Source organism: Rathayibacter sp. VKM Ac-2803, assembly GCF_009807175.1.
Classification (GTDB): Bacteria; Actinomycetota; Actinomycetes; order Actinomycetales; family Microbacteriaceae; genus Rathayibacter.
In genome coordinates, this window is the sequence record NZ_WUCD01000001.1 from 3,406,060 (window position 1) to 3,432,019 (window position 25,960).

Consider the following 25,960-nt stretch of genomic DNA (forward strand, 5'->3'; position numbering starts at 1 on the left):
GCCCCGCGGGCCGGAGCCGATCGGGCTCCGACGCCCGCGATAAGGTGATCCGAGGCGCGGCGACGCACCTGCCGACGTGGCGCAATTGGTAGCGCACCCGACTTGTAATCGGGCGGTTACGGGTTCAAGTCCCGTCGTCGGCTCCAGCGCCGCACGGGCGCCTTCGACGCCAGCGCAGGGTGAGGAAGGGATCGGTCCTCGCAGGGCGACGGGTCTCGATACGCCGCCGTCGGCGGCTACTCGACCGGCGGGCTTGCGCGATCCCTCCTGAGTCAGCGTTTCTCCCAGGAGACGGTTCGGCCCCTCCCTCGCTGATCGAGTAGCCCGCGCAGCGGGCGTATCGAGATCCACCTCCGTCAGAAGGACAGGGCAGAAGCCCCATCTACTGACGCCGGTGGGTCTCAATACGCCCACACGCGAACGGCCCGCTCACCACGAGCGGGCCGTTCGCGTTTCACCTGGCGGCGGTCAGCTGCTGGGGGTGGGGGTCGGCGTGGCCGACGAGTACGAGTCGGCGGCGGCCGAGAGGACGAACGAGCTGAAAGCGTCGGGGTCGGTCAGCGAGCCGGAGTAGGCCTCGCCGTTCACGAGCACGGTCGGCGTGCCCGAGACGGCCTCGACCTCGGTGCCGGGCAGCGGTCCGGCGGTCGCACGCTCGGTGGCGGCGCGCACCCAGCTCACGAACGACTGGTCGTCGATGCAGCTGTCGATCGCGGCGGTGTCCTCGACGCCCGCCTCGGCGACGTACTCCTTGAGCTGGTCGTCCGAGAGGCCGTCGGTCCCCTCCTCGGGCTGGTTGGCGAAGAGCAGGGCGTTGAAGTCGAAGAACGAGTCGGGCGCGGTGTCGGCGACGCAGGCCGCGGCGTTCGCGGAGCGCTCCGAGTACTTGGTGCCGTTGGAGCGGGTGGTCAGGATGGCGATCGGGTGGATCTCGACGGTCGCGGCGCCGCTCTCGACCCACTCCTCGATCTGCTCGCCGTTCGTGGTCTCGAACTGGCCGCAGTAGGGGCAGAGGTAGTCGAGGTAGACGCGGATGTCGACGGTGCCGCTCGACGTGTCGAGCGCGCTCGGGCTCGGGGTGCCGTCCGCGGGGATCGCGGCGGTGGTCTGCGCCGTCATGCCCTCGCCGATCACGATGCCGTCACTGGCCATGTTGGCGGGGCCGGGGCCGGCGGGGCGGATGCTCGAGGTGACCGCGAAGACCACCACGGCGACGATCGCGATGACCACGACGGCCAGGCCGCCCTGCAGGGCGACGCGGCTCACGCGGTCGCGGCGCTTCTGCTGCTCGCGGAGTCGCCGGGCCTTCTCCCTGGCGGCCTCTCGACGCTGGTTCTTCGAGAGACGGTCGTTCGCTCCGCCGTTGGTCATGACAAGGACACTCCGAGTGAGAGGGGAAGACGGTCGCTCGGGCAGCGACACGCCGGAATCCTACGCGCGAGCCCTGGGAATCCTCCAAACGACGGATACGGCCGATGCCGGCCGACCGGCGAGGCGGTGGCGGGTTCGACCCGGCGGTGCCGTGACCCCGGTCCATGGCATAGTGTGGCGGTTGGTCACTGTCGTCCAGGCGGCGATGGCCATCTTCCATTCACTCGGATCGTCCGGCACGTACCTGCCGGTGAAGGAGCAAGAACAATGGCGTCCGTAACTTTCGACCACGCGTCCCGCGTCTACCCCGGGGCCACGCGTGCCTCCGTCGACAAGCTCAACCTCGAGGTCGGTGACGGCGAGTTCCTCGTCCTCGTCGGCCCCTCCGGCTGCGGCAAGTCCACCTCCCTGCGCATGCTCGCCGGCCTCGAAGAGGTCAACGAGGGCCGCATCCTCATCGGCGACCGCAACGTCACGGACGTTCCGCCGAAGGACCGCGACATCGCGATGGTGTTCCAGAACTACGCGCTCTACCCGCACATGTCGGTCGCCGAGAACATGGGCTTCGCGCTCAAGATCGCCGGCGTCAACAAGGACGAGCGCGCCTCCCGCGTCCTCGAGGCCGCGAAGATGCTCGACCTCGAGCCCTACCTGAACCGCAAGCCCAAGGCCCTCTCGGGTGGTCAGCGTCAGCGCGTCGCGATGGGCCGCGCCATCGTCCGCAAGCCCCAGGTCTTCCTCATGGACGAGCCGCTGTCGAACCTCGACGCCAAGCTCCGCGTCTCGACGCGCACCCAGATCGGCACCCTCCAGCGTCGTCTGGGCATCACCACGGTCTACGTCACCCACGACCAGACCGAGGCGCTCACCATGGGCGACCGCATCGCGGTCCTCAAGGACGGACTGCTCCAGCAGGTCGGCACCCCGCGCGACCTCTACGAGAACCCGAACAACGTCTTCGTGGCCGGCTTCATCGGCTCGCCCGCGATGAACCTGTTCCACGCCGACGTCACCGACGGCGGAGTGAAGTTCGGCGACACCGTCCTCCCGATCGCCCGCGAGGCGCTCGCGAAGACCACCCAGAAGGTCGTCACGCTCGGCGTGCGCCCCGAGGACGTCACCGTCTCGACCCAGCCCGGCGGCCTGCCGATCGAGGTCGACCTCATCGAGGAGCTCGGCTCGGACGGCTACCTCTACGGCCACACCGAGGTCGAGGGTCGCCGCACCGACATCGTCGCGCGCGTCGACGGCCGCGTGCACCCGACCGCGGGCGACCGCGTCTACGTGACCGCGAACCACCGCGTGCACATCTTCGACGGCGAGTCGGGCCTGCGCCTCTCCTGACCTCGCGTCGCTCCACGAACGCTGCCGCTGTCTCCTCCGGGACGGCGGCAGCGTTCGTTGGGTCACCCCACCGTCCGCACCACCACACGAACGGCGCAGCATGTCCGGCTCTCTGAACATCACCTCGGCCACCGTCGACCCGGCCCTCCTCGATCTGCCCTGGGCCCTCCGCCTGAACGACTGGCCCGACGAGTACATCGCCGCACTGCCCAAGGGCATCTCGCGGCACACCGTCCGCTTCGCCCACCTCTCCGGACACGTCGTCGCGGTGAAGGAGACCACCGCCGAGATGGCGCGGCGCGAGTACGAGATGCTCAAGACCCTCCAGCGCCTCGATGTCCCGTGCGTCGTGCCCGGCGCGGTCATCACCAACCGCAGCGACGACGAGGGAGGCGAGCTGCCCGCCGTCCTCGTCACCCGGCACCTCAAGTTCTCGCTCCCCTACCGCGCCCTGTTCTCGCAGACCCTGCGGCCCGACACCGCGACCCGCCTGGTCGACGCACTGGCGCTGCTGCTCGTGCGACTGCACGTCATCGGCTTCTTCTGGGGCGACGTCTCGCTCTCGAACACACTGTTCCGGCGCGACGCCGGCGCCTTCGCGGCCTACCTGGTCGATGCCGAGACGGGTCAGCTCTACACGGGCGGCCTCTCGAACGGCCAGCGCGAGAACGACCTCGAGATCGCCCGCGTCAACATCGCCGGCGAGCTGCTCGACCTCGAGGCCGGCGGCCGTGTCGACGACGATCTCGATCCGATCACCGTGTCGGACGGCATCGTCGCCGCGTATCGCAGCCTCTGGAAGGAGCTGACCGGAGTCGAGTCGTTCGCGACCTCGGAGCGCTGGCGCATCAACGACCGGGTGAACCGGCTCAACGACCTCGGCTTCGACATCGAGGAGCTGGCGATCAAGACCGACGAGGCGGGCTCCACGGTGCGGATCCAGCCGAAGGTCGTCGACGCCGGTCACCACCAGCGCCGTCTGCTCCGCCTGACCGGGCTGGACGCGCAGGAGAACCAGGCGCGCCGGCTCCTCAACGACCTCGACTCGTACACGGCGACCTACGACAAGCAGGGTCTCGACGAGGAGATGGTGGCGCACGAGTGGCTCGCGCAGGTCTTCGAGCCGGTCATCCGCTCGATCCCGCGAGACCTGAAGGGGCGCCTGGAGCCGGCGGAGATGTTCCACCAGCTGCTCGAGCACCGCTGGTTCATGTCGCAGCAGCAGGCGCGCGACGTGCCGCTGGCGGAGGCGGTCACCGCCTATGTGAACGACATCCTCCGTCACCGCCGCGACGAGGCCACGATCATCGCGCCTCCGACCGAGTCGCTCACGCTGCCGAACCTCGTCATCGACGAGGCGGGCGACGCCGAGCTCACCGCCGAGGACGCCGACGTCGACTGGACGAAGAACGTCTGACCCTCACAACGCCGAAGGGCTCGTGCGGATCCGAGATCCGTACGAGCCCTTTCTTCTTCTCGAGCCTGCCCGTTCCGCGAGGCGTCCGGTGCGGTGAGCTGCAAGGCGGAGGAGGAAGCGATACCGGAGGTATCGTGCCCGACGACAACGCCGCAGACCGCCGTACCGGGCGCCTCGCGGTGAGCTGCAAGGCGGAGGAGGAAGCGGTACCGGAGGTATCGCGATCGACGACAACGCCGCGGATCGCCGTGCCGGACCCCTCGCTACTCCGAGGTGGAGCGGAGCTTGGAGATCTCGTAGAGCGCGACCGACGCGGCGATGCCGGCGTTCAGCGACTCCGCTGCCGAGCTGATCGGGATGGAGACGATCGCGTCGCACTGCTCGGTGACGAGACGGGAGAGGCCCTTGCCCTCGCTGCCGACGACCACGAGGAGCGGACGGTCGGCGAGCTCGAGCCCCGGCAGCATCACGTCGCCGCCGCCGTCGAGGCCGATCACGAAGACGCCCTCGCGCTTGTAGTCCTTGATCATCTGGGTGAGGTTCGCGGCCATCGCCACGGGGACGCGTGCCGCGGCGCCGGCCGACGTCTTCCAGGCGGCCGAGTTGAGCCCGACCGAGCGGCGCTGGGGCACGATGACGCCCTGGCCGCCGAACGCGGCGACCGAGCGGATGATCGCGCCGAGATTGCGGGGGTCGGTGATGCCGTCGAGTGCGACGAACAGCGGCACATCCCCCCGGGAGACACTGCGCTCGAGCAGATCGGACGGGTGGGCGTACTCGTACGGCGGCACCTTGAGCACGAGACCCTGGTGGACGGAGTCGGGGCCGGCGAGACGATCGAGCTCGGGGCGCATCACCTCGAGCACCGGGAGGCCGCGCGCGGTGGCGAGCTTCATCGCCTCCTTGACCCGGTCGTCCATCTCGATGCGGGTGGCGAGGTAGAGCGTCGTCGCGGGGATCTTCGCCCGCAGCGCCTCGAGGACGGAGTTGCGGCCCGTCACCATCTCGGACTCGTCGCCGCTCTTGGGCTTGCGAGGACCGGGTGCGCGGCCCTGACCGCGTGCCGCGGCCGACAGAGCACTGCCCGGGCGACCCTTGCCACCGGCCGCGACGAAGCGCTCGCGCGCCGCCTTGGCCTTGCCGGCGGGGTGGTACGGACGGTCCTCGGCCTTCGGGGTCGGCTTCTTGCCCTCGAGCGCCTGGCGGCCCTGGCCACCGGATCCGACCGCCTTGCCTCTGCTCTTCTTCCTGACCGCGCCGGGGCGGTTGTCCTTATTCGCCATCGAGACTCCAATGTGCACCCGTCTGGGTGTCTTCGATCGTGATTCCCGCCGCGGCGAGATCGGTTCGGATGCGGTCGGCGGCCGCCCAGTCGCGCTGCTCCCGCGCGGTCTGACGGTCGGCGACCAGCCGGTCGACCAGGACGCTCAACGCCCGGTAGGTCGGCTCGTCGTCGGAGCGCGCCCACTCGGGCGCCTCCGGATCGATGCCGAGGACGGACGCCATCGCGAGCACCTGCGTGCGCAGCGACGACACCGTCCCGAGGTCTTCGGCGTCGAGGGCCGCGTTGCCGGCCCTGACCGTCTCGTGCAGGACGCCGACGGCCTGCGGGACGGAGAGGTCGTCATCCATCGCCTCGGCGAACGCCTCCGGGACGACCGGGTCGCCGAGAGTGGCGAATCGGGTGCCGTCGAGGCGGCGGCGCGAGCGGTCGAGGAAGCCCTCGATGCGCTCGAGCGCCGCCTCCGCCTCCTCGAGCGCCCCGTCGTGGAACTCGAGGGTCGAGCGGTAGTGCGCGGAGCCGAGGTAGTAGCGCACGACGAGCGGGCGTGCGGAGTCGAGGAGCTCGGAGGCGAACACGGAGTTGCCGAGCGACTTGCTCATCTTCTGACCCGTCACCGAGACGAGGCCGTTGTGCAGCCAGTAGCTCGCGAAGGCGTGACCGGCCGCACTCGACTGGGCCAGCTCGTTCTCGTGGTGCGGGAAGCGCAGGTCGAGGCCGCCTCCGTGGATGTCGAACTGCGTGCCGAGGTACTTGGTCGACATCGCCGAGCACTCGATGTGCCAGCCCGGGCGCCCGCGGCCCCAGGGGGACGCCCAGGAGGCCGACTCGGGCTCGTCGGGCTTGAACCCCTTCCAGAGGGCGAAATCGTGCGGGTCGCGCTTGCCGCGCGGGTCGGCGTCGGTCGCCGCCTCCATGCTCTCGAGGCGCTGATGGGTGAGCGAGCCGTAGTCGGGCCACGACCGGGTGTCGAAGTAGACGTCGCCGGAATCGTCGGGCGCGGGGTACGCGTGGCCGAGCTCGACGAGGCGCTGCACCAGGTCGATCATCTCGGTGATGCTCGCCGTCGCCCGCGGTTCGTACGTCGGGGCGAGGATGCCGAGCGCGGCGTACGCGGCCGTGAACTCGAGCTCGACCCGATACGCCAGCGCCCACCACTGCTCGGACGCGGCGCCGGCGGGTGCGGCCCGGCGCGCCTCCTCGGCGATCGCGAGGATCTTGTCGTCGATGTCGGTGACGTTGCGGACCAGGGTGACCCGGAAGCCGCGGTAGTGCAGCCAGCGGCGCAGCTGGTCGTAGACGAGCGCCGAGCGGAGGTGCCCGATGTGGGGCGAGGACTGCACGGTGGGTCCGCAGACGTACATCCCGACCTCGTTCGCGCGGAGGGGGACGAAATCGACGAGGGCCTGGGCCTTCGAGTCATGCAGTCGCAGAGTCACGGGGGGAGTTTACCGGGCGCTCGGCTCGCGGCCCGGCGGGCAGGCCCGCCCTGGGGATCAGGCGCGGGTCGAGGAGCTGGGGAGGACGAGTGCCGTCGCCACTGCGGTGACGCCCTCTCCCCTGCCCGTGAAGCCCAGTGCGTCGGACGTCGTCGCGGCGACGCTGACGGGCGCGGCGAGCAGAGCGGAGAGGAGCGACTCCGCCTCCTCCCGCCGCGGCGAGAACCTCGGCCGGTTGCCGATCAGCTGGACCGACACGTTGCCGATCGTGAATCCGGCGGCCTCGACGAGATCGCGGGTCGCGCGGAGGAACACCTCGCCGTGGGCGTCCTGGAAGCGCGGGTCCGCGGTGCCGAAGCGGGAGCCGATGTCGCCGAGGCCCGCCGCCGAGAGAAGGGCGTCGCAGACCGCGTGCGCGACCGGGTCGCCGTCGCTGTGACCCGAGAGCCCGCGCTCGCCGGGCCAGTGCAGTCCGGCGAGCCAGAGCGGGGACGAGTCGTCGAAGGCGTGCACGTCGATCCCGACGCCCACCCGGGGCGCAGCCGTCGCCGCAGGAGGCGCGAGCAGCTGCTCGGCGCGGGCGAGATCCCACGGGGTGGTGATCTTGAACGCGAGGGCGTCGCCCGGGACGACGACGGACGGGTGCCCGTGGGCGGCGAGCAGCGCCGCGTCGTCGGTGAACTCGCGCTCGGCCGCCGCGTAGGCGTCGTCGAGCAGGCTGCGCGGGAAGCCCTGAGGGGTCTGCACGGCGGCGAGCTCCGACCGATCGACGGTGTCGAGGATCGTGCCTGCCGGCTCGACCCGCTTGATGGTGTCGGTGACGGGGAGCCCGGGGATGACCCCGCCGCCGGTGGCCCGGACCGCCGTGATCACGCGCTCGAACTGGTCGACGGGCGTCAGCGCCCGGGCTGCGTCATGGACGAGGACGGTCTCGATCGAGGGCGCGAGGAGCGCGAGGCCGCGGGCGACCGACTCCTGCCGGGTCGCGCCTCCGGCTGTGACCGCGACCGCGTCGGAGGCGAGCCCGGCCGCAGCCGCGCAGAGCCGAGCGGTCTCGTCGACGAGCTCCGCCGGAGCGACGACGACGATCTGCACGGGCTCCGGCAGGGTCAGCACCGTGCGGAGGCTGCGCTCGAGGATGGTGACGCCGGCGCACTCGACGTAGGCCTTCGGTCGCTCGCGGCCGAGGCGGGTGCCGCTGCCCGCGGCGACGATGACGACGGCGGCGGTCGGCGCCAGGGGCGTCCCGCCGGGCTCGACCTGCATGCGTGACGTCCTCTCAGCGGCGGTCAGAGTAGCACGGGGCTCCTCGCCGGGGCACCCTCGGCCGGGCGTCCGCCTCGGCCTCGCTACGCTAATCTGGTGTCCGGCTCCAGCTCCGTGGATCCGCCCTGTCCGGGGCGAGCAGGGCCGACGATCTGGAGGTATCTGTGAAGGCGCGAATCGCTGCATCCGTCGTTCTCGCGGTCGGCGTCGCCCTCGCAACAGCCGGCTGCAATCTCGTCGCCCCCCAGGCGACCCGCAACCTCTACGACCCGAGCGACGGCGTCGGAGCCACGATCGGCGATCTCGCCGTCCGCAACGCGTTCATCGTCTCGGACGACGGCGAGCTGGGCACGCTCGTCACGACGGTCGTCAACTCCGGTGACCAGACGCAGACCCTCGAGGTGCAGTACGAGGCCTCGACCGGCCGCGTCGACGCCGAGGTGTCCGCCGTCCCCGGCAACACCGAGGTCGGCCCTCAGAAGGACGCCACGGTCACGATGTCCGATCTCGACACCGTGCCGGGCAGCCTCCTCCCCGTCTACTTCCAGTACGGCTCCGAGGAGGGCAAGGAGGTGCTCGTGCCTGTCCTGACGTCGGCTCTCGAGTCCTACGCGACCCTCACCCCCGCCCCGTCGGCCACCCCGACCCAGACGGCCACGCCCGACCCGGCGAACACCGCCCTGCCGACCCCCACCACCGAGCCCGGCAACTCCATCGAGCCCTCGAACGAGTAGCCCTCCCCGCACTCCTCCCGGAGGGCCGCTCGCTTCTGCGAGCGGCCCTCCGTCGTTGCACGGGGCGTGAGGCGCGTCTCGTGAGCCGGGCGAACGGGCGGCGACCCGATGCACCCGGTCAGAGAAGGAGGCCTGCAGACCCGCCCGGCAGACGCTGGTGGGTCTCGATACGCCCCTGCGGGGCTACTCGACCAGCGAGGGGGGGGTGGCAGTCCCCTGTGCGAAAGCGCGACCTGAACGCCCGCGCCTTCCCGCTCGTCGCTCAGCGACGGCCCTCCCGCAGCGCCCGCCGCAGAGCGGCGACCCCTCAGAAGCAGCCCGCGGCGCAGCCACGGCCCTCTCACACCCGGTTCGCCGCGCAGTGACGGCCCGACTCCCCCAAGCAGCTCGTCGCGCAGCGACGGCCCCACCCCCAAGCAGCTCGCCGCGCAGCGACGGCCCGACTCCCCCAAGCAGCTCGCCGCGCAGCGACGGCCCCACCCCCAAGCAGCTCGTCGCGCAGCGACGGCCCCACCCCCAAGCAGCTCGTCGCGCAGCGACGGCCCCTCCTCAAGGCAGACGTTCCGCAGGAGGGTGGCTCACTCCGCCGGTCTGCAGGAGGGGATCGCGGGTCCTGGTGGGGCAGGTGCAAGGCGGAGGAGGGCGCGATACTGGAAGTATCGCAACCGACGACAACGCCGCAGATGCCCCCACCAGGGCCCGCGATCACGCGTCGAAGCGGTAGCCGAGGCCGCGGACAGTAACCAGGAGCGTCGGCTCCTTCGGGGTCTTCTCGATCTTGGAGCGGATGCGCTTGACGTGGACGTCGAGGGTCTTGGTGTCGCCGAAGTAGTCGCTGCCCCAGACGCGGTCGATGAGCTGGCCGCGGGTGAGGACGCGGCCGGCGTTGCGCAGGAGCATCTCGAGGAGTTCGAACTCCTTGAGGGGCATGGGCGTCTCGATGCCGTCGACCTCGACCGTGTGGCGTTCGATGTCCATCTTGACGGGGCCGGCGACGACGATGCGCTCCTCGCCCGGGTCCTCGGTGCGGCGGCGGAGGACGGCGCGGATGCGGGCGAGGAGCTCGCGGGTCGAGTAGGGCTTGGTGACGTAGTCGTCGGCGCCGAGCTCGAGTCCGACGACGATGTCGACCTCGGAGTCCTTCGCGGTGACCATGATGATCGGGATGGAGGAGCGCGTGCGGATCTCGCGGCACACCTCCGTGCCGGGCATGCCGGGCAGCATCAGGTCGAGGAGGATCAGATCGTAGTCGCCCTCGTCGAAGGCGGCGACGGCGCGGGTGCCGTCCTCGGCGACGGTGACGTCGTAGCCCTCCCGTTCGAGCAGGTAGCTGAGGGGCTCGCTGAGTGCGCTCTCGTCCTCGACGAGCAGGATGCTGGTCACGGGGTGTCTCCTATCGGTGCCGTCGACGCGAAGGGCGTCCGGGCCGGGTCTACTTCGGGAAGTCGGATGGTGAAGGTGGAGCCGCGTCCGGGCTTGGACCAGACGCGCACGTCGCCGCCGTGGTTCTGCACCGCGTGCTTGACGATGCTGAGGCCGAGTCCGGTGCCGCCGGTGTGGCGCGATCGCGCCTGGTCGACGCGGTAGAACCGCTCGAAGACCCGGTCGAGGTCCTCTTCGGGGATCCCGATGCCCTGGTCGGTGACGGCGATCTCGACCACTCCCCCGGTCGAGCGCACGCCGACTCCGACGCGGGAGCCCGGGGGCGAGTACTGGATCGCGTTGGACAGCAGGTTGTGCAGCGCCGAGACGAGCATCTTCTCCTGGCCGGCGACGTACGCCTTCTTCATGCCGCCCTTGACCAGGGTGACGTCGTGCGACTCCGCCATCACGTGGGTCGTCTCGAGTGCGGCGACGACGATGTCGTCGACCCGGACCACCTCTGCGGTTCCGGCGACGTCGGTCGACTGGAGGCGCGAGAGCTCGATGATCTCGCGGGTGATCTTGGCGAGCCGGTGCGACTCCTGCGTGAGGCGGTGCGCGAACCGGCGGACCTGCGCCGGGTCGTCCGCGGCCGAGTCGAGGGCCTCGGCGAGCAGGCCGACCGCGCCGATCGGAGTCTTCAGCTCGTGGGAGATGTTGGCGACGAAGTCGCGGCGGACCGCCTCGAGCCGCCGCGCCTCGGTGTGGTCCTCGGCGAGCACGAGGACGAAGCGGGAGCCGAGGCGCGTGGCGTGCACCACGAGGGTGACCGCCACCTCCGAGAGCGGACTCGTCGAGAGCTCGAGGTCCTGCTCGATGTCGTCGCCGAAGCGCCGCACCCGGTCGACGATGGCGACGAGGTCGGGGTGGAGCAGCGTGTCCTGCGAGACGAGCCCCAGGGAGACCGCCCGCGTCGACGCCTTCAGGACGTTGTTGGAGGGGTCGGTCACGAAGGCAGGAGCGTCGATGGCGTCGATGATGGCGCCGATCCCCTCGGGGAGCCCGACGTCGGCGACATCGGCGGCGATCCGACCCTGCTGAGCGGCGACGGTGACGACGACGGTCATGGCGGCGCCGATGGCCAGCCCGATGACGAGCGCCAGAACAACGAACAAGCCCGTATCCACGGACCCCAGGCTAACCATCCACCGGCCGTCTCCCTACCGGACGCCGGTCCACCGGCTGCGGGTCGAGTACTGTTCAAACCCCCGGCACCGTCCGTTAACCTGCCGTGGTCATCATTGCTGCGCTTGCGCCGACTCGGTGCAGGCGCAGTGTCGTGCGTGGTGCGCGATGCAAACCCGGCACCGGCCTCCGTGTCTGCCGTAGAGAGGGTCGATCAGAAGATGCGCGAAGTTTTCCAGCAGGAGCTGGCCGAAGTCCAGGATCGCCTCGTCGAGATCTCCGGCCTCGTCGAGATCGCGATCGAGAAGGCGACCCAGGCGTTCAACCACTCCGACGTCTCCCTCGCCGAAGAGGTGATCGCGAACGACGACCGCATCGATCAGCTCGCGATCAGCCTGGACGAGCTGGCGATCGACATCCTCGCCCGCCAGGGCCCGGTCGCCCGCGACCTGCGCACCGTCGTCTCGGCCCTCCGCATCAGCGCGTCCCTCGAGCGGATGGGCGACATCGCCGAGCACATCGCGCAGCTCTCGCGCTACCGCTTCCCCGACAAGGTCGTGCCGAAGAGCCTCCGCCCCACCTTCGTCGAGATGGGACGCCTCGACGTCGTCGTCGCGCACAAGCTCACCGAGCTCCTCCGCTCGCAGGACGGACGCATCGCCGAGGAGATCCGCGACGAGGACGACAAGATCGACGAGCTGCACGTCAGCGTGTTCGACAAGGTCCTCAGCGAGGCGTGGAAGGGCCAGGCCGCCGACACCGTCGACGCCACGCTCGCCAGCCGCTACCACGAGCGCTTCGCCGACCACGCCGTGTCGATCGCCAAGAAGGTGCAGTACCTGATCTCAGGCGATTACGCCTGAGTTGACTCGTCTTCATCGCGCTCGCGCGATGAAGACCGCGGTCGGCTGTCCAGCGTGGGTGCGTGGTGCGTTCGGCTAGAGCGAATCGCTGGGACGCGATTCACCCGTTCGCCTCGTGGAGGGGCGGCTGGTCTGCAGATTCGCCTCTGCAGGGAGTACCGGCAACGCGGTCGCTTCGCGTGAGGTGCTCGACCGGATGAGCTTCGGCTCGTGAAACGTGCTTCGGCTCGCAGGAATCGTCCGATCCTGCGAGCCGAAGGTGTTTCTGCGAGCCGGAGATCAGGCGCGCGGGACGTCCGGCTCGCAGAATGTCATTCGGCTCGCGGGAATCGCGGGTTTCGGCGCGCCGAACGTGATCCGGCGAGCCGGAGGTGTTTCTGCGAGCCGAAGGTGCTTCAGGGGTGCGCGCAGACGCGGACGGCCCGCGAGAACCGGGGTTCTGCGGGCCGTCCGACGGGGGCGAGGGCTACTTCTTGGCGCCCTGGGCGGCCACGGCGGCGGCGCCGGCGGCGGCGGCCTCCGGGTCGAGGTAGCGGGCCGGCTCGGTCGGCTCGAAGTTCTCGTCGAGCGTGTAGACGAGCGGGATGCCGGTCGGGATGTTCAGCTCGGCGATGTCGGAGTCGGAGATGCCGTCGAGCGTCTTCACCAGCGCACGCAGCGAGTTGCCGTGCGCGGTGATCATCACGGTCTTGCCCGAGGCGAGGTCCGGCTTGATGTCGGACTCCCAGTACGGGAGCATCCGCTCGATGACCAGCTTGAGCGACTCCGTGCGCGGGAGGGCGTCGCCGAGGTCGGCGTAGCGCTCGTCGTGGGCCTGCGAGTACTGGTCGTCGTCGTCGAGCGGGGGCGGCGGCACGTCGAACGAGCGGCGCCAGGTCTGGAACTGCTCGGGGCCGTACTCGGCGAGCGTCTGCGCCTTGTCCTTGCCCTGCAGCGCACCGTAGTGGCGCTCGTTCAGGCGCCAGGAGCGCTTGACGTCGATCCAGAGGCGGTCGGCGGTCTCGAGGGCGATGTTCGCGGTCTGGATCGCGCGGGTCTGGCGGGAGGTGTAGACGACGTCGGGGTGAAGCCCCGCCTCGCTCAGCAGCTCGCCGGCACGGGTCGCCTCGGCGACGCCCTGCTCGGTGAGCCGCACGTCGACCCAGCCGGTGAACAGGTTCTTCTGGTTCCACTCGCTGTTGCCGTGGCGCACGAGGATGAGGGTGTAGGTCTCGGACATGCGCCCAGTGTAGAGGTGGCCCCTTTCGGGCGCGGATACGCTGGGCGGCATGCCGATCGGAGCCGTGACCCGCGGAACGACGGGCACCAACCGGCTCCGTCGGGTCGATCGCTGGATCGCCGAGCTGCCCGTCCTCCGGGACACCGCGGACCCCCTCGTGGTCGACCTCGGCTTCGGCGCGAGCGCGGTCACCACCCTCGAGCTGCACCGCCGCCTCGCCCGCGTCGCCCCGGGAGTCGAGGTCGTCGGCCTCGAGATCGAGCCCGCGCGGGTGAGCACGGCGCGCGAGCAGCTCGCCCGTGTCCGGCGCGGAGGCACCCCTTTCCCCCGCGACGCACGCGTCCGCTTCGAGCGCGGCGGCTTCGAGATCCCGCTCCCGCCCGGTCGGAGCGCGAGCGTCCTCCGCGCGTTCAACGTGCTCCGCCAGTACGACGAGTCGGCCGTCGCCAGTGCCTGGCAGGTGATGACCGAGCGGCTCGCTCCCGGCGGTGTGCTGGTCGAGGGCACCTGCGACGAGATCGGGCGGATCTGCACCTGGATCGCCATCGACGGGGACGGCCCCCGGTCGCTCACTCTGTCGCTGCGCCTGGGCGCCGTGCCCTCGCCGATGATCGCGGCCGAGCGGCTCCCGAAGGCGCTGATCCACCGCAATGTGCCCGGCGAGCGCGTGCACGCCTTCCTCCAGGCGCTCGAGCGGGCCTGGACCCTCAACGCTCCCCTCGCGGTGTACGGGCCGGCCCAGCGCTGGCAGGCGTCCGTCCGTGCGCTCCGCGCCGAGTGGCCGATCCTCGACGGGCCGCGGCGGTGGCGGCTCGGGGAGGTGACCGTCGCGTGGGACGCCGTCGCGCCCGCGGATCCGGCCCCGTCACTCCGCTGACAGCCCGACGCGTCAGCGCAGCTCGGGCAGCGCCTCCCTCGCCTCGACGGGATCGGTGCCGGCGGCCGTCAGCAGATCGACGACGAGCGGTCGCAGGATGACCAGGAGGGTCTTCTCGGCGAGGCGCGCCTCGGGGATCAGACCCTGCGGGTCGAGCGTCGTCGCCAGCAGGACAAGGTCCTGACGGGCGAGCGGGAGCACGGAGGGATCCGCGACGGCGCGCCCGAGCAGCGAGACGCCCGAGCCGAAGGACGCCACGACGGCGGCGAGGGCGGGGCGCCGGGCGCCGTCGCCGACGAGGAAGTCGGTGCGCCGAGCGACGATGCGGAGGTTGCGGGTCGCGAGATCGAGGGCGGCCAGCATCGCGTGCTGCCTCTCGAGCTCACCTCGGTGCCGGCGGACGAACGGCGAGATCCGGGCGACCCCGAGCGCCGACTCGAGGGCCGCAGACCAGCCGTCGATGGTCGGCTGCGTCCCGCGGACACGCTCCAGAGCTGCTCGGGAGGCGTCGCCGTCTCCGTCGCGGAGCGCTTCGGACAGCCCCTCGATCGTGGCCGACAGCGCGGAGACGAGGCGCCGGGCCTCCGCGCGAGCGGTCCGGAGCGGACTGCGCGGCACGATGGCGGTGCACAGCAGCGCCGCCAGTCCGCCGACGAGACCGTCGAGACTCCGGGTGAACACGCCTCCGTCGGGGGCGGGCAGGACCATGACGAGCATCGCCTGCGTGCCGGCGGCGACCGCGAAGCCGGGCGAGGGCGAGAGCGCCCGCCCGACGGTGAAGACGATCGCGAGCACGACGGCCAGCTGCCAGACGCCCGTACCCCACCAGAGCAGCAGGACCTCGCTCGCCGTGATCCCGATCAGCATGCCGACCGCCGTCTCGGCGACCTGCTTCGGCCGGGTGTCGCGCGCGATGCCGAGGCTCGAGATCGTCGCCGTGAGGGAGAGCACCGGGGCCGGGTGCCCGAAGACGAACCGCGACACCGAGTACGCGAGGATCGCCGCGAGGACGATCTGCAGCACGGCGGGGAGCGACGCGACCGCCCGCCCGAGACCGCGGCCCGGGCGGATGGCGTCGACGCGGACGAGCCGCCGGAGCCCCTCGGCCGCCCGATCCGGCCTCGCGGATCCTGCGGCCACCACGGCGTGGCCTACCTGGTCTTCGCCCCGAGTCGGGGCAGGCGGGGCACCCCCGCCTCCGCACCGGCTCCGGGCGGGACGACGACCTCCTGCGAGGCGGCGACGCGGACGTCGCCGGCGAGGACGGTGAGCTCGTTCTCGACGGGCACGGAGCGCTTGACGACGGCGAGGGCGATCGGTCCGTCCTCGTAGTGCCAGGCGCTCGAGGTGACGGCGCCGACCTCGACCGGTTCGCCGCCCTTCAGCGCGGTGACCGGGTCACCGTGCCCGGGAAGGGCGGAGTCGGAGCCGTCGAGCTGCAGGAGCACGAGGCGCCGCGGTGGGTGCCCGAGGTTGTGCACCTTGGCGACGGTCTCCTGGCCCCGGTAGCACCCCTTGGCCAGGTGCACGGAGGAGCGGAGCAGGTCGAGCTCGTGCGGGATCGAGCGGTCGTCGACCTCGGTGGCGTGACGCGGGCGCCACGCTGCGATGCGGAGGGCCTCGAGTGCGTCGGAGCCGGCCAGCGCGACTCCGGCGCTCGCGGCCCTCGCGGCCAGCTCGACGAGCACGGCACGCGGCACGAGGGTCTCGCGGTAGAGCCAGGACGCCGCAGGGTGCTCCTCGACGGCCGCGTACTGCCAGCCGCCGGGCTGCACCTGCGACCACGGGTCGAGCCAGCTGACGCCGCCCAGCGAGAGCGCGAGGGTGGTGGCGGAGGAGTCGCCCAGCGTCGCGAGAGTCGCGAACTCGTCGGTGCGATCGGCGATCTCGACCCGGAGCATGAACCGCATCCGGTCGAGCCAGGCCGCGAGTCCCGCGGTCTCGTCGCGGTCGAGGAGCAGCCACGCGGTCTCTCCGTCGTCGACCACGCGGATGACGTGCTCGATGCGACCGGACGGGTCGAGCAGCAGGGTCTCGGCGGAGGCACCCGGTGCGAGCCGTGCGAGGGACTGGCTGGTGAGGGAGTCGAGCCAGGTGAGCCGGTCGGGGCCGGTGACGGTGACGACTCCGCGACCCGAGAGGTCGACGAGCGCCGTGCCCGCGGCGAGTGCGCGCTGCTCGCGGAACGGCTCGCCGTAGTGCGCGGCGACACCCGGCTCGGCGATGCTCGCCGTCGCGACGGCTCCGGCGACCGAGAGGAGCGGTGAGATCGGGTCAGTCGACACGGGCGAGCCTCCCTGAGGCGTGGGTGCGGAGGCCCTGGCCGAGCGCGGCGATGTCCCACGCCCAGAGCAGGTGGTCGTCGACGAGGCCGTAGAGGCGCGTGGCCGCCGCGTAGTCCTTCGCCGCAGCGGTGCGCATGACGGCGTCGGTCGCGAGGTCGATGCGCGGACCCTTGACCTGACCGAGGTAGAGCTCGCTGACGCCGTCGGGGTGCACGAGGGAGACCTCGAGCTCGAAGCCGCCAGCGGCGTTGCGGAGGGTCTCGACCGACTCGGCGTCGGGGAACGCGGGAGCGCCGCGACCGGGCAGCATCGCCGGGCCGGCGTCCGCATCGGTGAGCGGACGGCTGAGGCGCCAGTACCCCGTCTCGCTGACGAGCGGGCGGTGGCCGACCTCGTCGTTCTCGTCCTCGATCAGCCAGGTGTAGGAGCTGTAGTTGAGGTACGGCAGCCCGTCGTAGCTGAAGCTGATGCGGTGGCCGAACTCGGCCTGGACGGAGTCGTCGCCGACGACGTAGTCGACGACGCCCGAGCCCTCCCAGACGCCGAGCAGCCAGGACAGGGGGACGAGCTCGGGCGGGAGGCCCGACGGCAGCGAGACCAAACCGGCTCTGACCCGGCGGCTAGCGCTGGCCGCGGTAGAGCTTGAAGACGACGATGCCCGAGACCCACGCGATGGCGAGCGAGGCGAGCCCGAGCAGTCCGAGATAGAAGAGTTCGAGGGCGAGAAGCATGGTCCCCATCCTAGGCGGCGACGCCGACACGGGCGCGGGCCGGAGGGGATTCAGCGGGAGGCGAGAGCGGCGACGCCGCTGGCGAGGCCGACGATGACCATCGCCCCGACCATGCTCGTCATCGTGCGGAGCAGGTAGCCGGAGGCGCGGGCGACGGCGAGCTGCACCGCGAAGGTGGCGAGCACGCATCCGCCGAAGGTCAGCGCGAGCCAGAGCTGCGCGGATCCGGCCGGAGCGACGACCAGAGTGACCACCGAGCCGACGAGAGCCAGCGCCCAGACGATCCCCACGCCCACTCGGTCCCCGCTCATCCGTCAATTGTGCCCCAGGCGATCGGCCCTCCCGGCCCGCCGCTAGTATTGCCGCAGACAGTTCTGGAGGATCCGTGGCGCAGTTGTTGATACTGACCTCTGCGGGGGGCACCGAGGTACTGCCCGCTCTGGGGCTGCTCAGCCACAAGACCCGGCAGATCCCGGCCGAACCCGCGCATCTCGTGAACGCACCGAGCTGCGACCTCATCTTCGTCGACGCCCGGCAGGACCTCGCCAGCGCGAAGTCGCTCTGCAAGATCCTCACCACCACCGGGATCAACGTCCCCCTCATCCTCATCCTCACCGAGGGGGGCCTCACCGCGGTGAGCGCCGACTGGGGCGTGAACGACGTGATCCTCGACTCCGCCGGCCCCGCCGAGGTCGACGCGCGCATCCGCCTCGTCATCGGCCGCCTCGCACAGGAGCAGTCGGCGTCGCGGATCCAGGCGTCCGGTGTCGTCATCGACGAGGCGAGCTACTCGGCCAAGGTGCACGGGCGCCCGCTCGACCTCACCTTCAAGGAGTTCGAGCTCCTGCGCTTCTTCGCCACGCACCCCTCGCGGGTCTTCACCCGCGAGCAGCTGCTCAGCGAGGTGTGGGGCTACGACTACTTCGGAGGCACGCGCACCGTCGACGTGCACGTCCGGCGCCTGCGCGCGAAGCTCGGCGACCTCGAGTCGCTCATCGGCACGGTCCGCAACGTCGGATACCGCTTCAACGTCTATGAAGAGGACAATGAGCGAGTCGCTCAATCTCTCGGTTGAGAACCTGTCCGACCCCGCGGTGTCCGCGGGGCTCGAGCACCTCATCGGTCGCGCCACCTGGTTCGACGAGCAGCCCCCGTTCAGCGATCAGACGCTGGTCGATGCGAGGGCCGGCTCGCGGACGCTCCTGATCGGCCTCCGCGCCGATGTCGTCGTCGCCGCGGCGGTCCTCGGCCAGGGCGAGCTCGAGTTCGTGGTCGATCCGGAGTGGCGAGGCGTCGGCTTCGGTCGCGCGGCCCTCGAGCAGGTCCTCGCGAGCGGCCGGACGGGGCTGCTGGCCTGGGCGCACGGCGATCACCCCGCGGCGCGGGCCCTCGCGGCGTCGCACGGCTTCTCGCCCGTCAGGACGCTGCTGCACCTGGCGCTCGATCCGCTCAGCGCACCCGAGGTCGTCGTCCCCGACGGCTTCGCCCTCTCGGACGCCCGCGATCTCGACCCCGCGGAGTGGGTCGCCCTCAACGCCCGCGTCTTCGCCGCGCACCCCGAGCAGGGTCGGCTGACCGAGGACGACCTCGCCGCCCGACGCGCCGAGCCGTGGTTCGACGAGGGCGACTTCCTCCTGCTCCGCGACGCGAGCGGCGCGCTCGTGGGCTACGACTGGCTCAAGATCGAGCCCGGATCGACGACCGGTGAGATCTACGTGCTCGGCATCGCCCCCGAGGCGGCGGGCCACGGCCTCGGCCGGGCGCTGCTCGGAGCGGGCCTCGCGCGGATGGTCGAGCGGGGCTGCACCGCCGCCGATCTCTACGTCGAGGCCGAGAACCGCTCGGCCGTCGCGCTCTACCGCTCGCTGGGATTCGTCGACGCCTCCGTCGACGTGCAGTACCTGCAGCGGGCTCCCGCGGTCCGCTGACCTCGAGCCTCCTCCCCAGGCCGCGTTCACCCCGCATTCACCACCGGCGGCGCGACGCACACGGACGCGGTGCCAGGATGGACGCATGGACGGCGACAACCTGATTCTCGAGGACGGCCTGAGCGACGAGCTCGACGACGACTTCGACGACGAGGAGGAGCACTCCGACCCCCTGCTCCCCGACAACCGCTACCTCGATCGCGAGCTGAGCTGGCTGGCGTTCAACCAGCGCGTGCTCGAGCTCGCCGAGGATCCGCTGGTGCCCGCGCTCGAGCGGGCGAACTTCCTGGCGATCTTCTCGTCGAACCTCGACGAGTTCTTCATGGTCCGGGTGGCGGGCCTGAAGCGGCGCATCCTCACGGGTCTCGCGCTGCCGACCAACATCGGCCGCGTCCCGGTCGACGTGCTGACCGACATCTCCGAGAAGGCGCACCTGCTGCAGCAGCGCCACTCGCGGGCGTTCAAGGAGCTGGTCGAGCCGGCCCTGCGCGACTCCGGCATCGACATCGTGCGGTGGAGCGAGCTCAGCGACGCCGAGCGTGAGGTGCTCGACGACTACTTCTCGGCCCAGATCTTCCCGGTGCTCATGCCGCTCGCGGTCGACCCGGCCCACCCGTTCCCCTACATCTCGGGGCTCTCGCTCAACCTCTCGGTGCGCGTGCGCAACCCGAAGACGCAGAAGACCGAGTTCGCGCGCCTCAAGGTGCCGCAGATGCTGCCGCGCTTCGTCCGCATCGCCGGTGTCGCCGCTCCCGGCGAGCCGATGCGCTTCATCTCGCTCGAAGACCTCATCGCGAACCAGCTCGACGACCTCTTCCCGGGCATGGAGATCCTCGACCACCACGTCTTCCGGATCACCCGCAACGAGGACGTCGAGGTCGACGAGGACGAGACAGAGAACCTCATCAAGGCGCTCGAGAAAGAACTGCTCCGTCGCCGGTTCGGCCCGCCCATCCGGCTCGAGGTCACCGACGACATGGACGACGAGACCCTCGGGCTGCTCGTCCGCGAGCTCGACATCACGACGCAGGAGGTCTACAAGCTCCCGGCTCCGCTGGATCTCAGCGGGCTCTTCAGCCTGCAGAAGATCGACCGGCCCGATCTGAAGTACCCGAACCACGTGCCGACGACGGCCGTCCAGCTCTCGCCGAGCGACTCGAACCAGCGTCAGGACATCTTCAAGGCGGTCTCGCGCGGCGACGTGCTCCTGCACCACCCCTACGAGTCCTTCGCGACGAGCGTCCAGGCGTTCCTCGAGCAGGCGGCGGCCGACCCCGACGTGCTCGCGATCAAGCAGACGCTCTACCGCACGTCGGGCGACTCCCCCATCGTCGAGGCCCTGATCGACGCGGCCGAATCGGGCAAGCAGGTGCTGGCGCTGGTCGAGATCAAGGCGCGCTTCGACGAGCAGGCCAACATCTCGTGGGCGCGCAAGCTCGAGAAGGCCGGCGTGCACGTGGTCTACGGACTCGTCGGGCTCAAGACCCACTGCAAGCTCGCGCTCGTGATCCGCCAGGAGAAGGGCGGGGTCCTCCGGCACTACTCCCACATCGGCACCGGCAACTACAACCCGAAGACCTCGCGCATCTACGAGGATCTGGGGCTGCTGACGGCCGACGCCGAGGTGGGCAAGGACCTGACGCGCCTCTTCAACGAGCTGTCGGGCTACGCGATCGAGAAGAAGTTCAAGCGCCTGCTCGTCGCACCGCGCCACCTGCGCAAGGGCCTGCTCAAGCGCATCGAGGCCGAGACCGAGAACGCCCGCAACGGGCTGCCCTCCGGCATCCGGATCAAGGTCAACTCGATCGTCGACGAGGCCGTGATCGACGCCCTCTACCGCGCCAGCCAGGCCGGCGTCCCGGTCGACGTCTGGGTCCGCGGCATCTGCGGCCTCAAGCCCGGGCAGGAGGGCCTCTCCGAGAACATCCGCGTCCGCTCGATCCTCGGCCGCTACCTCGAGCACTCGCGCATCTTCAGCTTCGTCAACGGCGGAGAGCCCGACGTGTTCATCGGCAGCGCCGACATGATGCACCGCAACCTCGATCGTCGCGTCGAAGCACTGGTGCGGATCGTCGAACCCGCGCACCTCGCCGAGATCGAGGACATGTTCGTGCGGGCGATGGACGAGAGGACCGCCTCGTGGTGGCTCGGCTCGGACGGCACCTGGACACGGCACCACCTCGACGAGGACGGCGCCCCGCTGTCCGACCTCCAGAACCGGCTGATGCAGCACATCTCGCACCGCAAGCGCGCGGCGTCCCGGTCCGCCTCGCGCGTGTCGAACCGCTGACGCCGTGACGGGCACCGTCTTCGCCGCAGGAGCCGTGTGCTGGCGGCTCATCGAGGGCCGACCGCACCTCCTGGTGATCCACCGACCGCACCGGAGGGACGTCAGCCTGCCCAAGGGCAAGGTCGACCCCGGCGAGTCGCTGGCCGAGACGGCGGTCCGCGAGATCCGCGAGGAGACGGGGCTCGCCGTGGCGCTCGGCGTCCCGCTCGGCTCGACCGAGTACTCCCTCCCGAACGGTCGGGCGAAGGCGGTCTACTACTGGGCGGCGCAGGTCACCGAGAAGGCCGTCCTCGCCTCCGATTTCGTCCCCAACGACGAGGTGGAGGCGCTCGAGTGGGTGAGCGTCAAGAAGGCCCGCAGCTACCTGACCTACCCGCACGACGTGGCGATCGTGGACGAGTTCGCCCGCATCGTCGCCCGCGGCACGCTCGACACCTTCGCGATCGTGGTGCTCCGGCACGCGAAGGCAGTGCCCCCCTCCTCCTGGGACGGCCGCGACTCGACCCGCCGCCTCAACCGCAGGGGCACCGAGGAGGCTGCGGCGGCCGCCCGCGCCGTCGCCGCCTGGCGCCCGCGCCGCCTGATCTCGAGCACGGCGAAGCGCTGCCGCGCAACGATCTCCCCCCTCTCCGCACTGGTGAAGCGTCCCGTCCGGCTCTCGGAGGACATCAGCCAGGAGGCGTTCGAGCGCGGGTCCGCCGATGTGCGCTCCGTCGTCGGCAAGCGTGTGCGAGCGCGCAAGTCGGCCGTACTGTGCAGCCACGGCCCGGTCATCCCCGAGATCCTGCGCGAGATCGCGCTGGCGACGGCGACTCCGCTCGGCGCCTACCTCGACGAGGCGTCCGACCTGCCCACCGGCGGCTTCACCGTGGTCCACCTCTCGACTGAGCACCCCGGCTCGGGCATCGTCGCGGTCGAGACGCACACGCCGCTGGCCTGACGCTCCCGGGGCGAGTGCGAACCCTGCTCCGCGCACCGGGATCGGGCAATGGGCCACCCCGCCGTTCACCCCGCGTTCACCGAGCGGTCGCGGTCAGGACACGACTGCTCCGTACTGTCGCCTGCGGGCCGCACCAAGCCCTGTTCTGTCTCCATGCTTTCCTACCCGAAAGGGATATCCGTGCGTTTCTCGCGCCTCGGCCAGACGGCCGTCATCGCTGCCGTCGCAGCCCTCGCTCTCACCTCCTGCGCCGCCAACGAAGGTGACACCGCCACCGGCGGATCCTCCGAGTCCTCCAGCAGCCTCGAAGGAACCCTCAACGGAATCGGCGCGTCGTCGCAGGGCTCCGCTCAGGAGACCTGGGTCGCCGCCTTCCAGGGTGCGAACCCCGGCGTCACCGTCAACTACTCCCCCGACGGCTCCGGCGCGGGCCGCGAGGCGTTCATCGCCGGCGGCGCCGACTTCGCCGGTTCCGACCGTGCGCTGAAGCTCGAGGAGCTCGAGGGCACCTTCGGCAAGTGCGCCGAGGGCACCTCGGCCATCGACGTCCCCGCGTACATCTCGCCCATCGCGATCGTCTTCAACGTGGAGGGCCTCGACGAGCTGAACCTCGACGCCGCCACGACCGCGGGCATCTTCAAGGGCACCATCACCAAGTGGAACGCTCCCGAGATCGCTGCGCTGAACCCCGACGCGACCCTCCCGGACGCCAACATCACCGCGGTCCACCGCTCGGACGACTCGGGAACCACCGAGAACTTCGCCGCGTACCTCAACACCACCGCGCCCGACGTCTGGGACGCCGAGCCGGACGGAGTCTGGCCCTACGAGGGCGGCGAGGCCGCCCAGGGCACCTCGGGCGTCATCGACACCGTGACCAACGGCCAGAACACCATCGGCTACGCCGACGCCTCGCGCGCCGGTGAGCTCGGCACCGCGAAGATCCAGGTCGGCGAGGAGTTCGTCGAGTACTCCCCCGAGGCCGCTGCCGCGATCGTCGACGCGTCGCCCGAGGCGACCGACCGTCCCGAGAACGACATCGCGTACGAGATCGACTACGCCACCGAGGAGTCGGGTGTCTACCCGATCGTCCTGGTGAGCTACCTCATCGCGTGCCAGGAGTACCAGGACCCCGCGACGGCTGAGCTCGTCAAGGCGTACCTCGGCTACGTGACCAGCGAAGAGGGCCAGGCCGAGGCCGCCTCCTCCGCCGGCGCCGCGCCGCTCTCGTCCGAGCTCTCGGCCCAGGTCGCGACCTCGATCGAGTCGATCAAGTAATCCCCCCTCGAGAGGCGGCCCCGACCATACTCGGTTCGGGGCCGCCTCTCGGCTCGCACCCCCTCTCTCCATCGAACGCAGGGAATCACCATGAGCACCGTTGAGCGGCCAGTCGGCGCCATCAAGGCGAAGCAGCGACCGGCCGACCGGATCTTCGCCGGATCGGCAGTCGCCTCGGGCACACTGATCCTCATCATCCTGGCGGCCGTCGCCCTCTTCCTCGTCGTCCAGTCGATCCCCGCTCTCACCGCACCCGCCGACAACATCTCGGGTGGCGCAGGCTTCTGGGCGTACGTCGGTCCGCTGGTCTTCGGCACCGTCTACGCGGCGGCCCTCGCGCTGGTCGTGGCCGTGCCGATCTCGATCGGCATCGCGCTCTTCATCTCGCACTACGCGCCCCGCCGCCTGGCACAGGGGCTCGGCTACATCATCGACCTCCTGGCAGCCGTGCCGTCGGTGGTCTTCGGCCTCTGGGGCATCACCGTCCTGGCGCCGTTCGTCCAGCCGTTCTACACGTTCCTCACGGATGCGTTCGGCTGGTTCCCGCTCTTCGCCGGCCCCGTCTCGGGCACCGGTCGCACGATCCTCACCGTCGCACTGGTGCTGGCCGTCATGATCCTGCCGATCATCACCGCCATCTCCCGCGAGGTGTTCCTCCAGACGCCGACACTGCACGAGGAGGCGGCACTCGCCCTCGGCGCGACCCGCTGGGAGATGGTCCGCACCGCGGTCCTGCCCTTCGGCCGCCCCGGCATCATCTCGGCCTCGATGCTCGGCCTCGGCCGTGCACTCGGCGAGACGATGGCGGTCGCGATCGTCCTGTCGCCCTCGTTCGTCGTGAACTTCGCGCTGCTGCAGTCCACGAACTCGAACACCGTCGCGGCGAACATCGCGCTGAGCTTCCCCGAGGCCTACGGCCTGAAGGTCAACGAGCTGGTCGCCTCGGGCCTGATGCTGTTCGTCATCACGCTGCTGGTCAACATGCTCGCCCGCTACATCATCAACCGCCGCAAGGCCTTCTCGGGAGCGAACTGATGGTCACGATCACTCCGCCCAGGCAGCGCCGCGTCGAGGACGCGCCGCTCGCTCCGGTCAACACGCTCACGAACGGCCAGCTCCCGAAGTGGGCCCCGGCAGCCCTCCTGGGCGGCAGCCTCGCCATCATGGCGCTCGTCTACGGACTCCTCGCCGTCTCGGGCACGACCGATGGCTTCGACATCGTCGGCACCGTGTTCTTCGCGGCGGTGCTCTACACGATCGCCGTCTTCGTCATCGCGCGGCTCGTCGAGGGCGCGCGCCGAGCGACCGACCGCGTCGTCACGACCCTCGTGACCGCTGCGTTCGTCATCGCGCTGATCCCGCTGATCTCACTGATGTACACCGCGATCACCGCCGGTGCCGCGCGGTTCGACCTGCTCTTCTTCACCTCCTCGATGCGCAACGTCGTCGGAGAGGGCGGCGGAGCGCTGCACGCCATCATGGGAACGGTCATCATCACCGCGATCGCCGCGCTGATCTCGATCCCGATCGGCCTGATGACGGCCATCTACCTGGTCGAGTACGGCCGGGGATCGCTGGCTCGCGGGATCACCTTCTTCGTGGACGTCATGACCGGCATCCCGTCGATCGTGGCCGGCCTCTTCGCCTACGCCCTCCTCGTCCTCTTCTTCGACGACGGCGTCCGCATGGGCTTCGGCGGCGCACTGGCGCTGTCGGTGCTGATGATCCCCGTCGTGGTCCGCTCGACGGAGGAGATGCTGCGGCTGGTCCCGAACGAGCTGCGCGAGGCGTCCTTCGCCCTCGGCGTGCCCAAATGGCTCACCGTCGTCAAGATCGTCCTCCCGACCTCGATCGCCGGCATCGTCACGGGAGTCATGCTCTCGATCGCCCGTGTCATCGGCGAGACCGCACCGCTCCTGATCGTCGCCGGCTTCACGCAGTCGATGAACTACAACCCGTTCGACGACCGGATGATGACCCTCCCGGTGTTCGTCTTCCGCCAGTACGCCGATCAGGGCTCCGACGCGAGCGCCTACCTCGATCGGGCCTGGACCGGCGCGCTGGTCCTCATCCTGATCGTCATGATCCTCAATCTCCTCGCACGCATGGTCGCGCGCATCTTCGCCCCCAAGCTCGGCCGCTAACCCTA

General features: G+C 70.6%; 23 protein-coding genes and 1 tRNA gene. 13 read left to right on the top strand and 11 right to left on the bottom strand.

What is annotated here, in order from left to right:
• The first annotated feature begins 70 nt into the window (after positions 1-70).
• Positions 71-146 (top strand) — tRNA-Thr (locus GRS96_RS15920).
• Positions 147-468: 322 nt separating this feature from the next.
• Here GRS96_RS15920 and GRS96_RS15925 read toward each other — a convergent pair.
• Complete coding sequence (locus GRS96_RS15925) at positions 469-1,371, bottom strand: DsbA family protein (RefSeq protein WP_159988949.1); 903 nt, start codon at positions 1,369-1,371, stop codon at positions 469-471.
• Positions 1,372-1,638: 267 nt separating this feature from the next.
• Between GRS96_RS15925 and GRS96_RS15930 the strand changes: the two genes are divergently transcribed.
• Both GRS96_RS15930 and GRS96_RS15935 read left to right on the top strand, forming a co-directional pair.
• A complete protein-coding gene (locus tag GRS96_RS15930) occupies positions 1,639-2,715 on the top strand; it encodes an ABC transporter ATP-binding protein (RefSeq protein WP_159852183.1) in 1,077 nt (358 codons plus the stop codon).
• Between the two features lie 100 nt (positions 2,716-2,815).
• Positions 2,816-4,132, top strand: a complete 1,317-nt coding sequence (locus GRS96_RS15935; protein WP_159852185.1) for a DUF4032 domain-containing protein — start codon at positions 2,816-2,818, stop codon at positions 4,130-4,132.
• 263 nt (positions 4,133-4,395) lie between these two features.
• Here GRS96_RS15935 and rlmB read toward each other — a convergent pair whose 3' ends face one another.
• From rlmB to ispD, 3 genes are read right to left on the bottom strand one after another with little or no spacing between them, the layout of a single operon-like run.
• Entirely contained in the window at positions 4,396-5,415 is a 1,020-nt protein-coding gene (gene rlmB, locus GRS96_RS15940; protein WP_159852187.1) for a 23S rRNA (guanosine(2251)-2'-O)-methyltransferase RlmB, read from the bottom strand.
• The gene (gene cysS / locus GRS96_RS15945) at positions 5,405-6,853 is read right to left on the bottom strand and encodes a cysteine--tRNA ligase (protein WP_159852189.1); all 1,449 of its coding nucleotides are present in this window, start codon (positions 6,851-6,853) and stop codon (positions 5,405-5,407) included. Before cysS ends, rlmB begins: the two co-directional genes overlap by 11 nt.
• 57 nt (positions 6,854-6,910) lie before the next feature.
• Positions 6,911-8,119, bottom strand: coding sequence for a 2-C-methyl-D-erythritol 4-phosphate cytidylyltransferase (gene ispD, locus GRS96_RS15950; protein WP_159852191.1), 1,209 nt, complete (start codon positions 8,117-8,119; stop codon positions 6,911-6,913).
• A gap of 164 nt (positions 8,120-8,283) precedes the next feature.
• On the opposite strand from ispD, the gene GRS96_RS15955 reads away from it, so the two are divergent.
• Complete coding sequence (locus tag GRS96_RS15955; RefSeq protein ID WP_159852193.1) at positions 8,284-8,853, top strand: hypothetical protein; 570 nt, start codon at positions 8,284-8,286, stop codon at positions 8,851-8,853.
• 705 nt (positions 8,854-9,558) lie between these two features.
• On the opposite strand, the gene GRS96_RS15960 is transcribed toward GRS96_RS15955, so the two are convergent.
• A complete protein-coding gene (locus GRS96_RS15960; RefSeq protein WP_159852195.1) occupies positions 9,559-10,236 on the bottom strand; it encodes a response regulator transcription factor in 678 nt (225 codons plus the stop codon).
• Positions 10,233-11,390 (bottom strand): sensor histidine kinase, encoded by a 1,158-nt coding sequence (locus tag GRS96_RS15965; protein WP_327437415.1) that lies wholly within the window; start codon positions 11,388-11,390, stop codon positions 10,233-10,235. Before GRS96_RS15965 ends, GRS96_RS15960 begins: the two co-directional genes overlap by 4 nt.
• Before the next feature lie 231 nt (positions 11,391-11,621).
• Between GRS96_RS15965 and phoU the strand changes: the two genes are divergently transcribed.
• On the top strand, positions 11,622-12,263 hold the full coding sequence (gene phoU, locus GRS96_RS15970) for a phosphate signaling complex protein PhoU (protein WP_159852199.1): 642 nt from the start codon (positions 11,622-11,624) through the stop codon (positions 12,261-12,263).
• A gap of 466 nt (positions 12,264-12,729) precedes the next feature.
• Here the strand turns inward: phoU and GRS96_RS15975 are convergent, their stop codons facing one another.
• Positions 12,730-13,482, bottom strand: coding sequence for a phosphoglyceromutase (locus tag GRS96_RS15975; protein ID WP_159852201.1), 753 nt, complete (start codon positions 13,480-13,482; stop codon positions 12,730-12,732).
• A gap of 49 nt (positions 13,483-13,531) precedes the next feature.
• Between GRS96_RS15975 and GRS96_RS15980 the strand changes: the two genes are divergently transcribed.
• Positions 13,532-14,359: a class I SAM-dependent methyltransferase gene (locus GRS96_RS15980; RefSeq protein ID WP_159852203.1), complete on the top strand. Its 828-nt coding sequence runs from the start codon at positions 13,532-13,534 to the stop codon at positions 14,357-14,359.
• Between the two features lie 12 nt (positions 14,360-14,371).
• Here the strand turns inward: GRS96_RS15980 and GRS96_RS15985 are convergent, their stop codons facing one another.
• The 4 genes from GRS96_RS15985 to GRS96_RS16000 form a co-directional block, all read right to left on the bottom strand.
• Positions 14,372-15,502 (bottom strand): FUSC family protein, encoded by a 1,131-nt coding sequence (locus GRS96_RS15985; RefSeq protein ID WP_159988950.1) that lies wholly within the window; start codon positions 15,500-15,502, stop codon positions 14,372-14,374.
• Between the two features lie 8 nt (positions 15,503-15,510).
• Entirely contained in the window at positions 15,511-16,644 is a 1,134-nt protein-coding gene (gene ygfZ / locus GRS96_RS15990; protein ID WP_159988951.1) for a CAF17-like 4Fe-4S cluster assembly/insertion protein YgfZ, read from the bottom strand.
• Positions 16,634-17,245, bottom strand: coding sequence for an FABP family protein (locus tag GRS96_RS15995; RefSeq protein ID WP_159988952.1), 612 nt, complete (start codon positions 17,243-17,245; stop codon positions 16,634-16,636). Before GRS96_RS15995 ends, ygfZ begins: the two co-directional genes overlap by 11 nt.
• Positions 17,246-17,425: 180 nt before the next feature.
• Positions 17,426-17,686 carry a hypothetical protein gene (locus tag GRS96_RS16000; protein WP_159852211.1) on the bottom strand — a complete coding sequence of 87 codons (261 nt, stop codon included), beginning with the start codon at positions 17,684-17,686 and terminating at the stop codon, positions 17,426-17,428.
• 74 nt (positions 17,687-17,760) lie between these two features.
• Between GRS96_RS16000 and GRS96_RS16005 the strand changes: the two genes are divergently transcribed.
• From GRS96_RS16005 to pstA, 7 genes are all read left to right on the top strand, one after another.
• Complete coding sequence (locus GRS96_RS16005; RefSeq protein WP_056037016.1) at positions 17,761-18,450, top strand: winged helix-turn-helix domain-containing protein; 690 nt, start codon at positions 17,761-17,763, stop codon at positions 18,448-18,450.
• Entirely contained in the window at positions 18,422-19,303 is an 882-nt protein-coding gene (mshD, locus tag GRS96_RS16010; RefSeq protein WP_159988953.1) for a mycothiol synthase, read from the top strand. Before GRS96_RS16005 ends, mshD begins: the two co-directional genes overlap by 29 nt.
• Positions 19,304-19,388: 85 nt before the next feature.
• Complete coding sequence (locus GRS96_RS16015) at positions 19,389-21,593, top strand: RNA degradosome polyphosphate kinase (RefSeq protein ID WP_159852215.1); 2,205 nt, start codon at positions 19,389-19,391, stop codon at positions 21,591-21,593.
• A 4-nt stretch (positions 21,594-21,597) separates the two neighbouring features.
• Positions 21,598-22,533 (top strand): NUDIX hydrolase, encoded by a 936-nt coding sequence (locus tag GRS96_RS16020; protein ID WP_159988954.1) that lies wholly within the window; start codon positions 21,598-21,600, stop codon positions 22,531-22,533.
• Between the two features lie 180 nt (positions 22,534-22,713).
• The gene (locus GRS96_RS16025) at positions 22,714-23,811 is read left to right on the top strand and encodes a phosphate ABC transporter substrate-binding protein PstS (protein ID WP_159852219.1); all 1,098 of its coding nucleotides are present in this window, start codon (positions 22,714-22,716) and stop codon (positions 23,809-23,811) included.
• Between the two features lie 90 nt (positions 23,812-23,901).
• Positions 23,902-24,846 (top strand): phosphate ABC transporter permease subunit PstC, encoded by a 945-nt coding sequence (gene pstC, locus GRS96_RS16030; protein WP_159852221.1) that lies wholly within the window; start codon positions 23,902-23,904, stop codon positions 24,844-24,846.
• Entirely contained in the window at positions 24,846-25,955 is a 1,110-nt protein-coding gene (pstA, locus tag GRS96_RS16035; protein ID WP_159988955.1) for a phosphate ABC transporter permease PstA, read from the top strand. Before pstC ends, pstA begins: the two co-directional genes overlap by 1 nt.
• Positions 25,956-25,960 lie beyond the last annotated feature (5 nt).

Excerpts from the sequence above, each read along its gene's own strand:
- GRS96_RS15925 (WP_159988949.1), bottom strand. The coding sequence starts at position 1,371 with ATGACCAACGGCGGAGCGAACGACCGTCTCTCGAAGAACCAGCGTCGA.
- GRS96_RS15930 (WP_159852183.1), top strand. The coding sequence starts at position 1,639 with ATGGCGTCCGTAACTTTCGACCACGCGTCCCGCGTCTACCCCGGGGCC.
- GRS96_RS15935 (WP_159852185.1), top strand. The coding sequence starts at position 2,816 with ATGTCCGGCTCTCTGAACATCACCTCGGCCACCGTCGACCCGGCCCTC.
- rlmB (WP_159852187.1), bottom strand. The coding sequence starts at position 5,415 with ATGGCGAATAAGGACAACCGCCCCGGCGCGGTCAGGAAGAAGAGCAGA.
- ispD (WP_159852191.1), bottom strand. The coding sequence starts at position 8,119 with ATGCAGGTCGAGCCCGGCGGGACGCCCCTGGCGCCGACCGCCGCCGTC.
- phoU (WP_159852199.1), top strand. The coding sequence starts at position 11,622 with ATGCGCGAAGTTTTCCAGCAGGAGCTGGCCGAAGTCCAGGATCGCCTC.
- GRS96_RS15975 (WP_159852201.1), bottom strand. The coding sequence starts at position 13,482 with ATGTCCGAGACCTACACCCTCATCCTCGTGCGCCACGGCAACAGCGAG.
- GRS96_RS15980 (WP_159852203.1), top strand. The coding sequence starts at position 13,532 with ATGCCGATCGGAGCCGTGACCCGCGGAACGACGGGCACCAACCGGCTC.
- GRS96_RS16000 (WP_159852211.1), bottom strand. The coding sequence starts at position 17,686 with ATGAGCGGGGACCGAGTGGGCGTGGGGATCGTCTGGGCGCTGGCTCTC.
- mshD (WP_159988953.1), top strand. The coding sequence starts at position 18,422 with ATGAGCGAGTCGCTCAATCTCTCGGTTGAGAACCTGTCCGACCCCGCG.
- GRS96_RS16015 (WP_159852215.1), top strand. The coding sequence starts at position 19,389 with ATGGACGGCGACAACCTGATTCTCGAGGACGGCCTGAGCGACGAGCTC.
- pstC (WP_159852221.1), top strand. The coding sequence starts at position 23,902 with ATGAGCACCGTTGAGCGGCCAGTCGGCGCCATCAAGGCGAAGCAGCGA.
- pstA (WP_159988955.1), top strand. The coding sequence starts at position 24,846 with ATGGTCACGATCACTCCGCCCAGGCAGCGCCGCGTCGAGGACGCGCCG.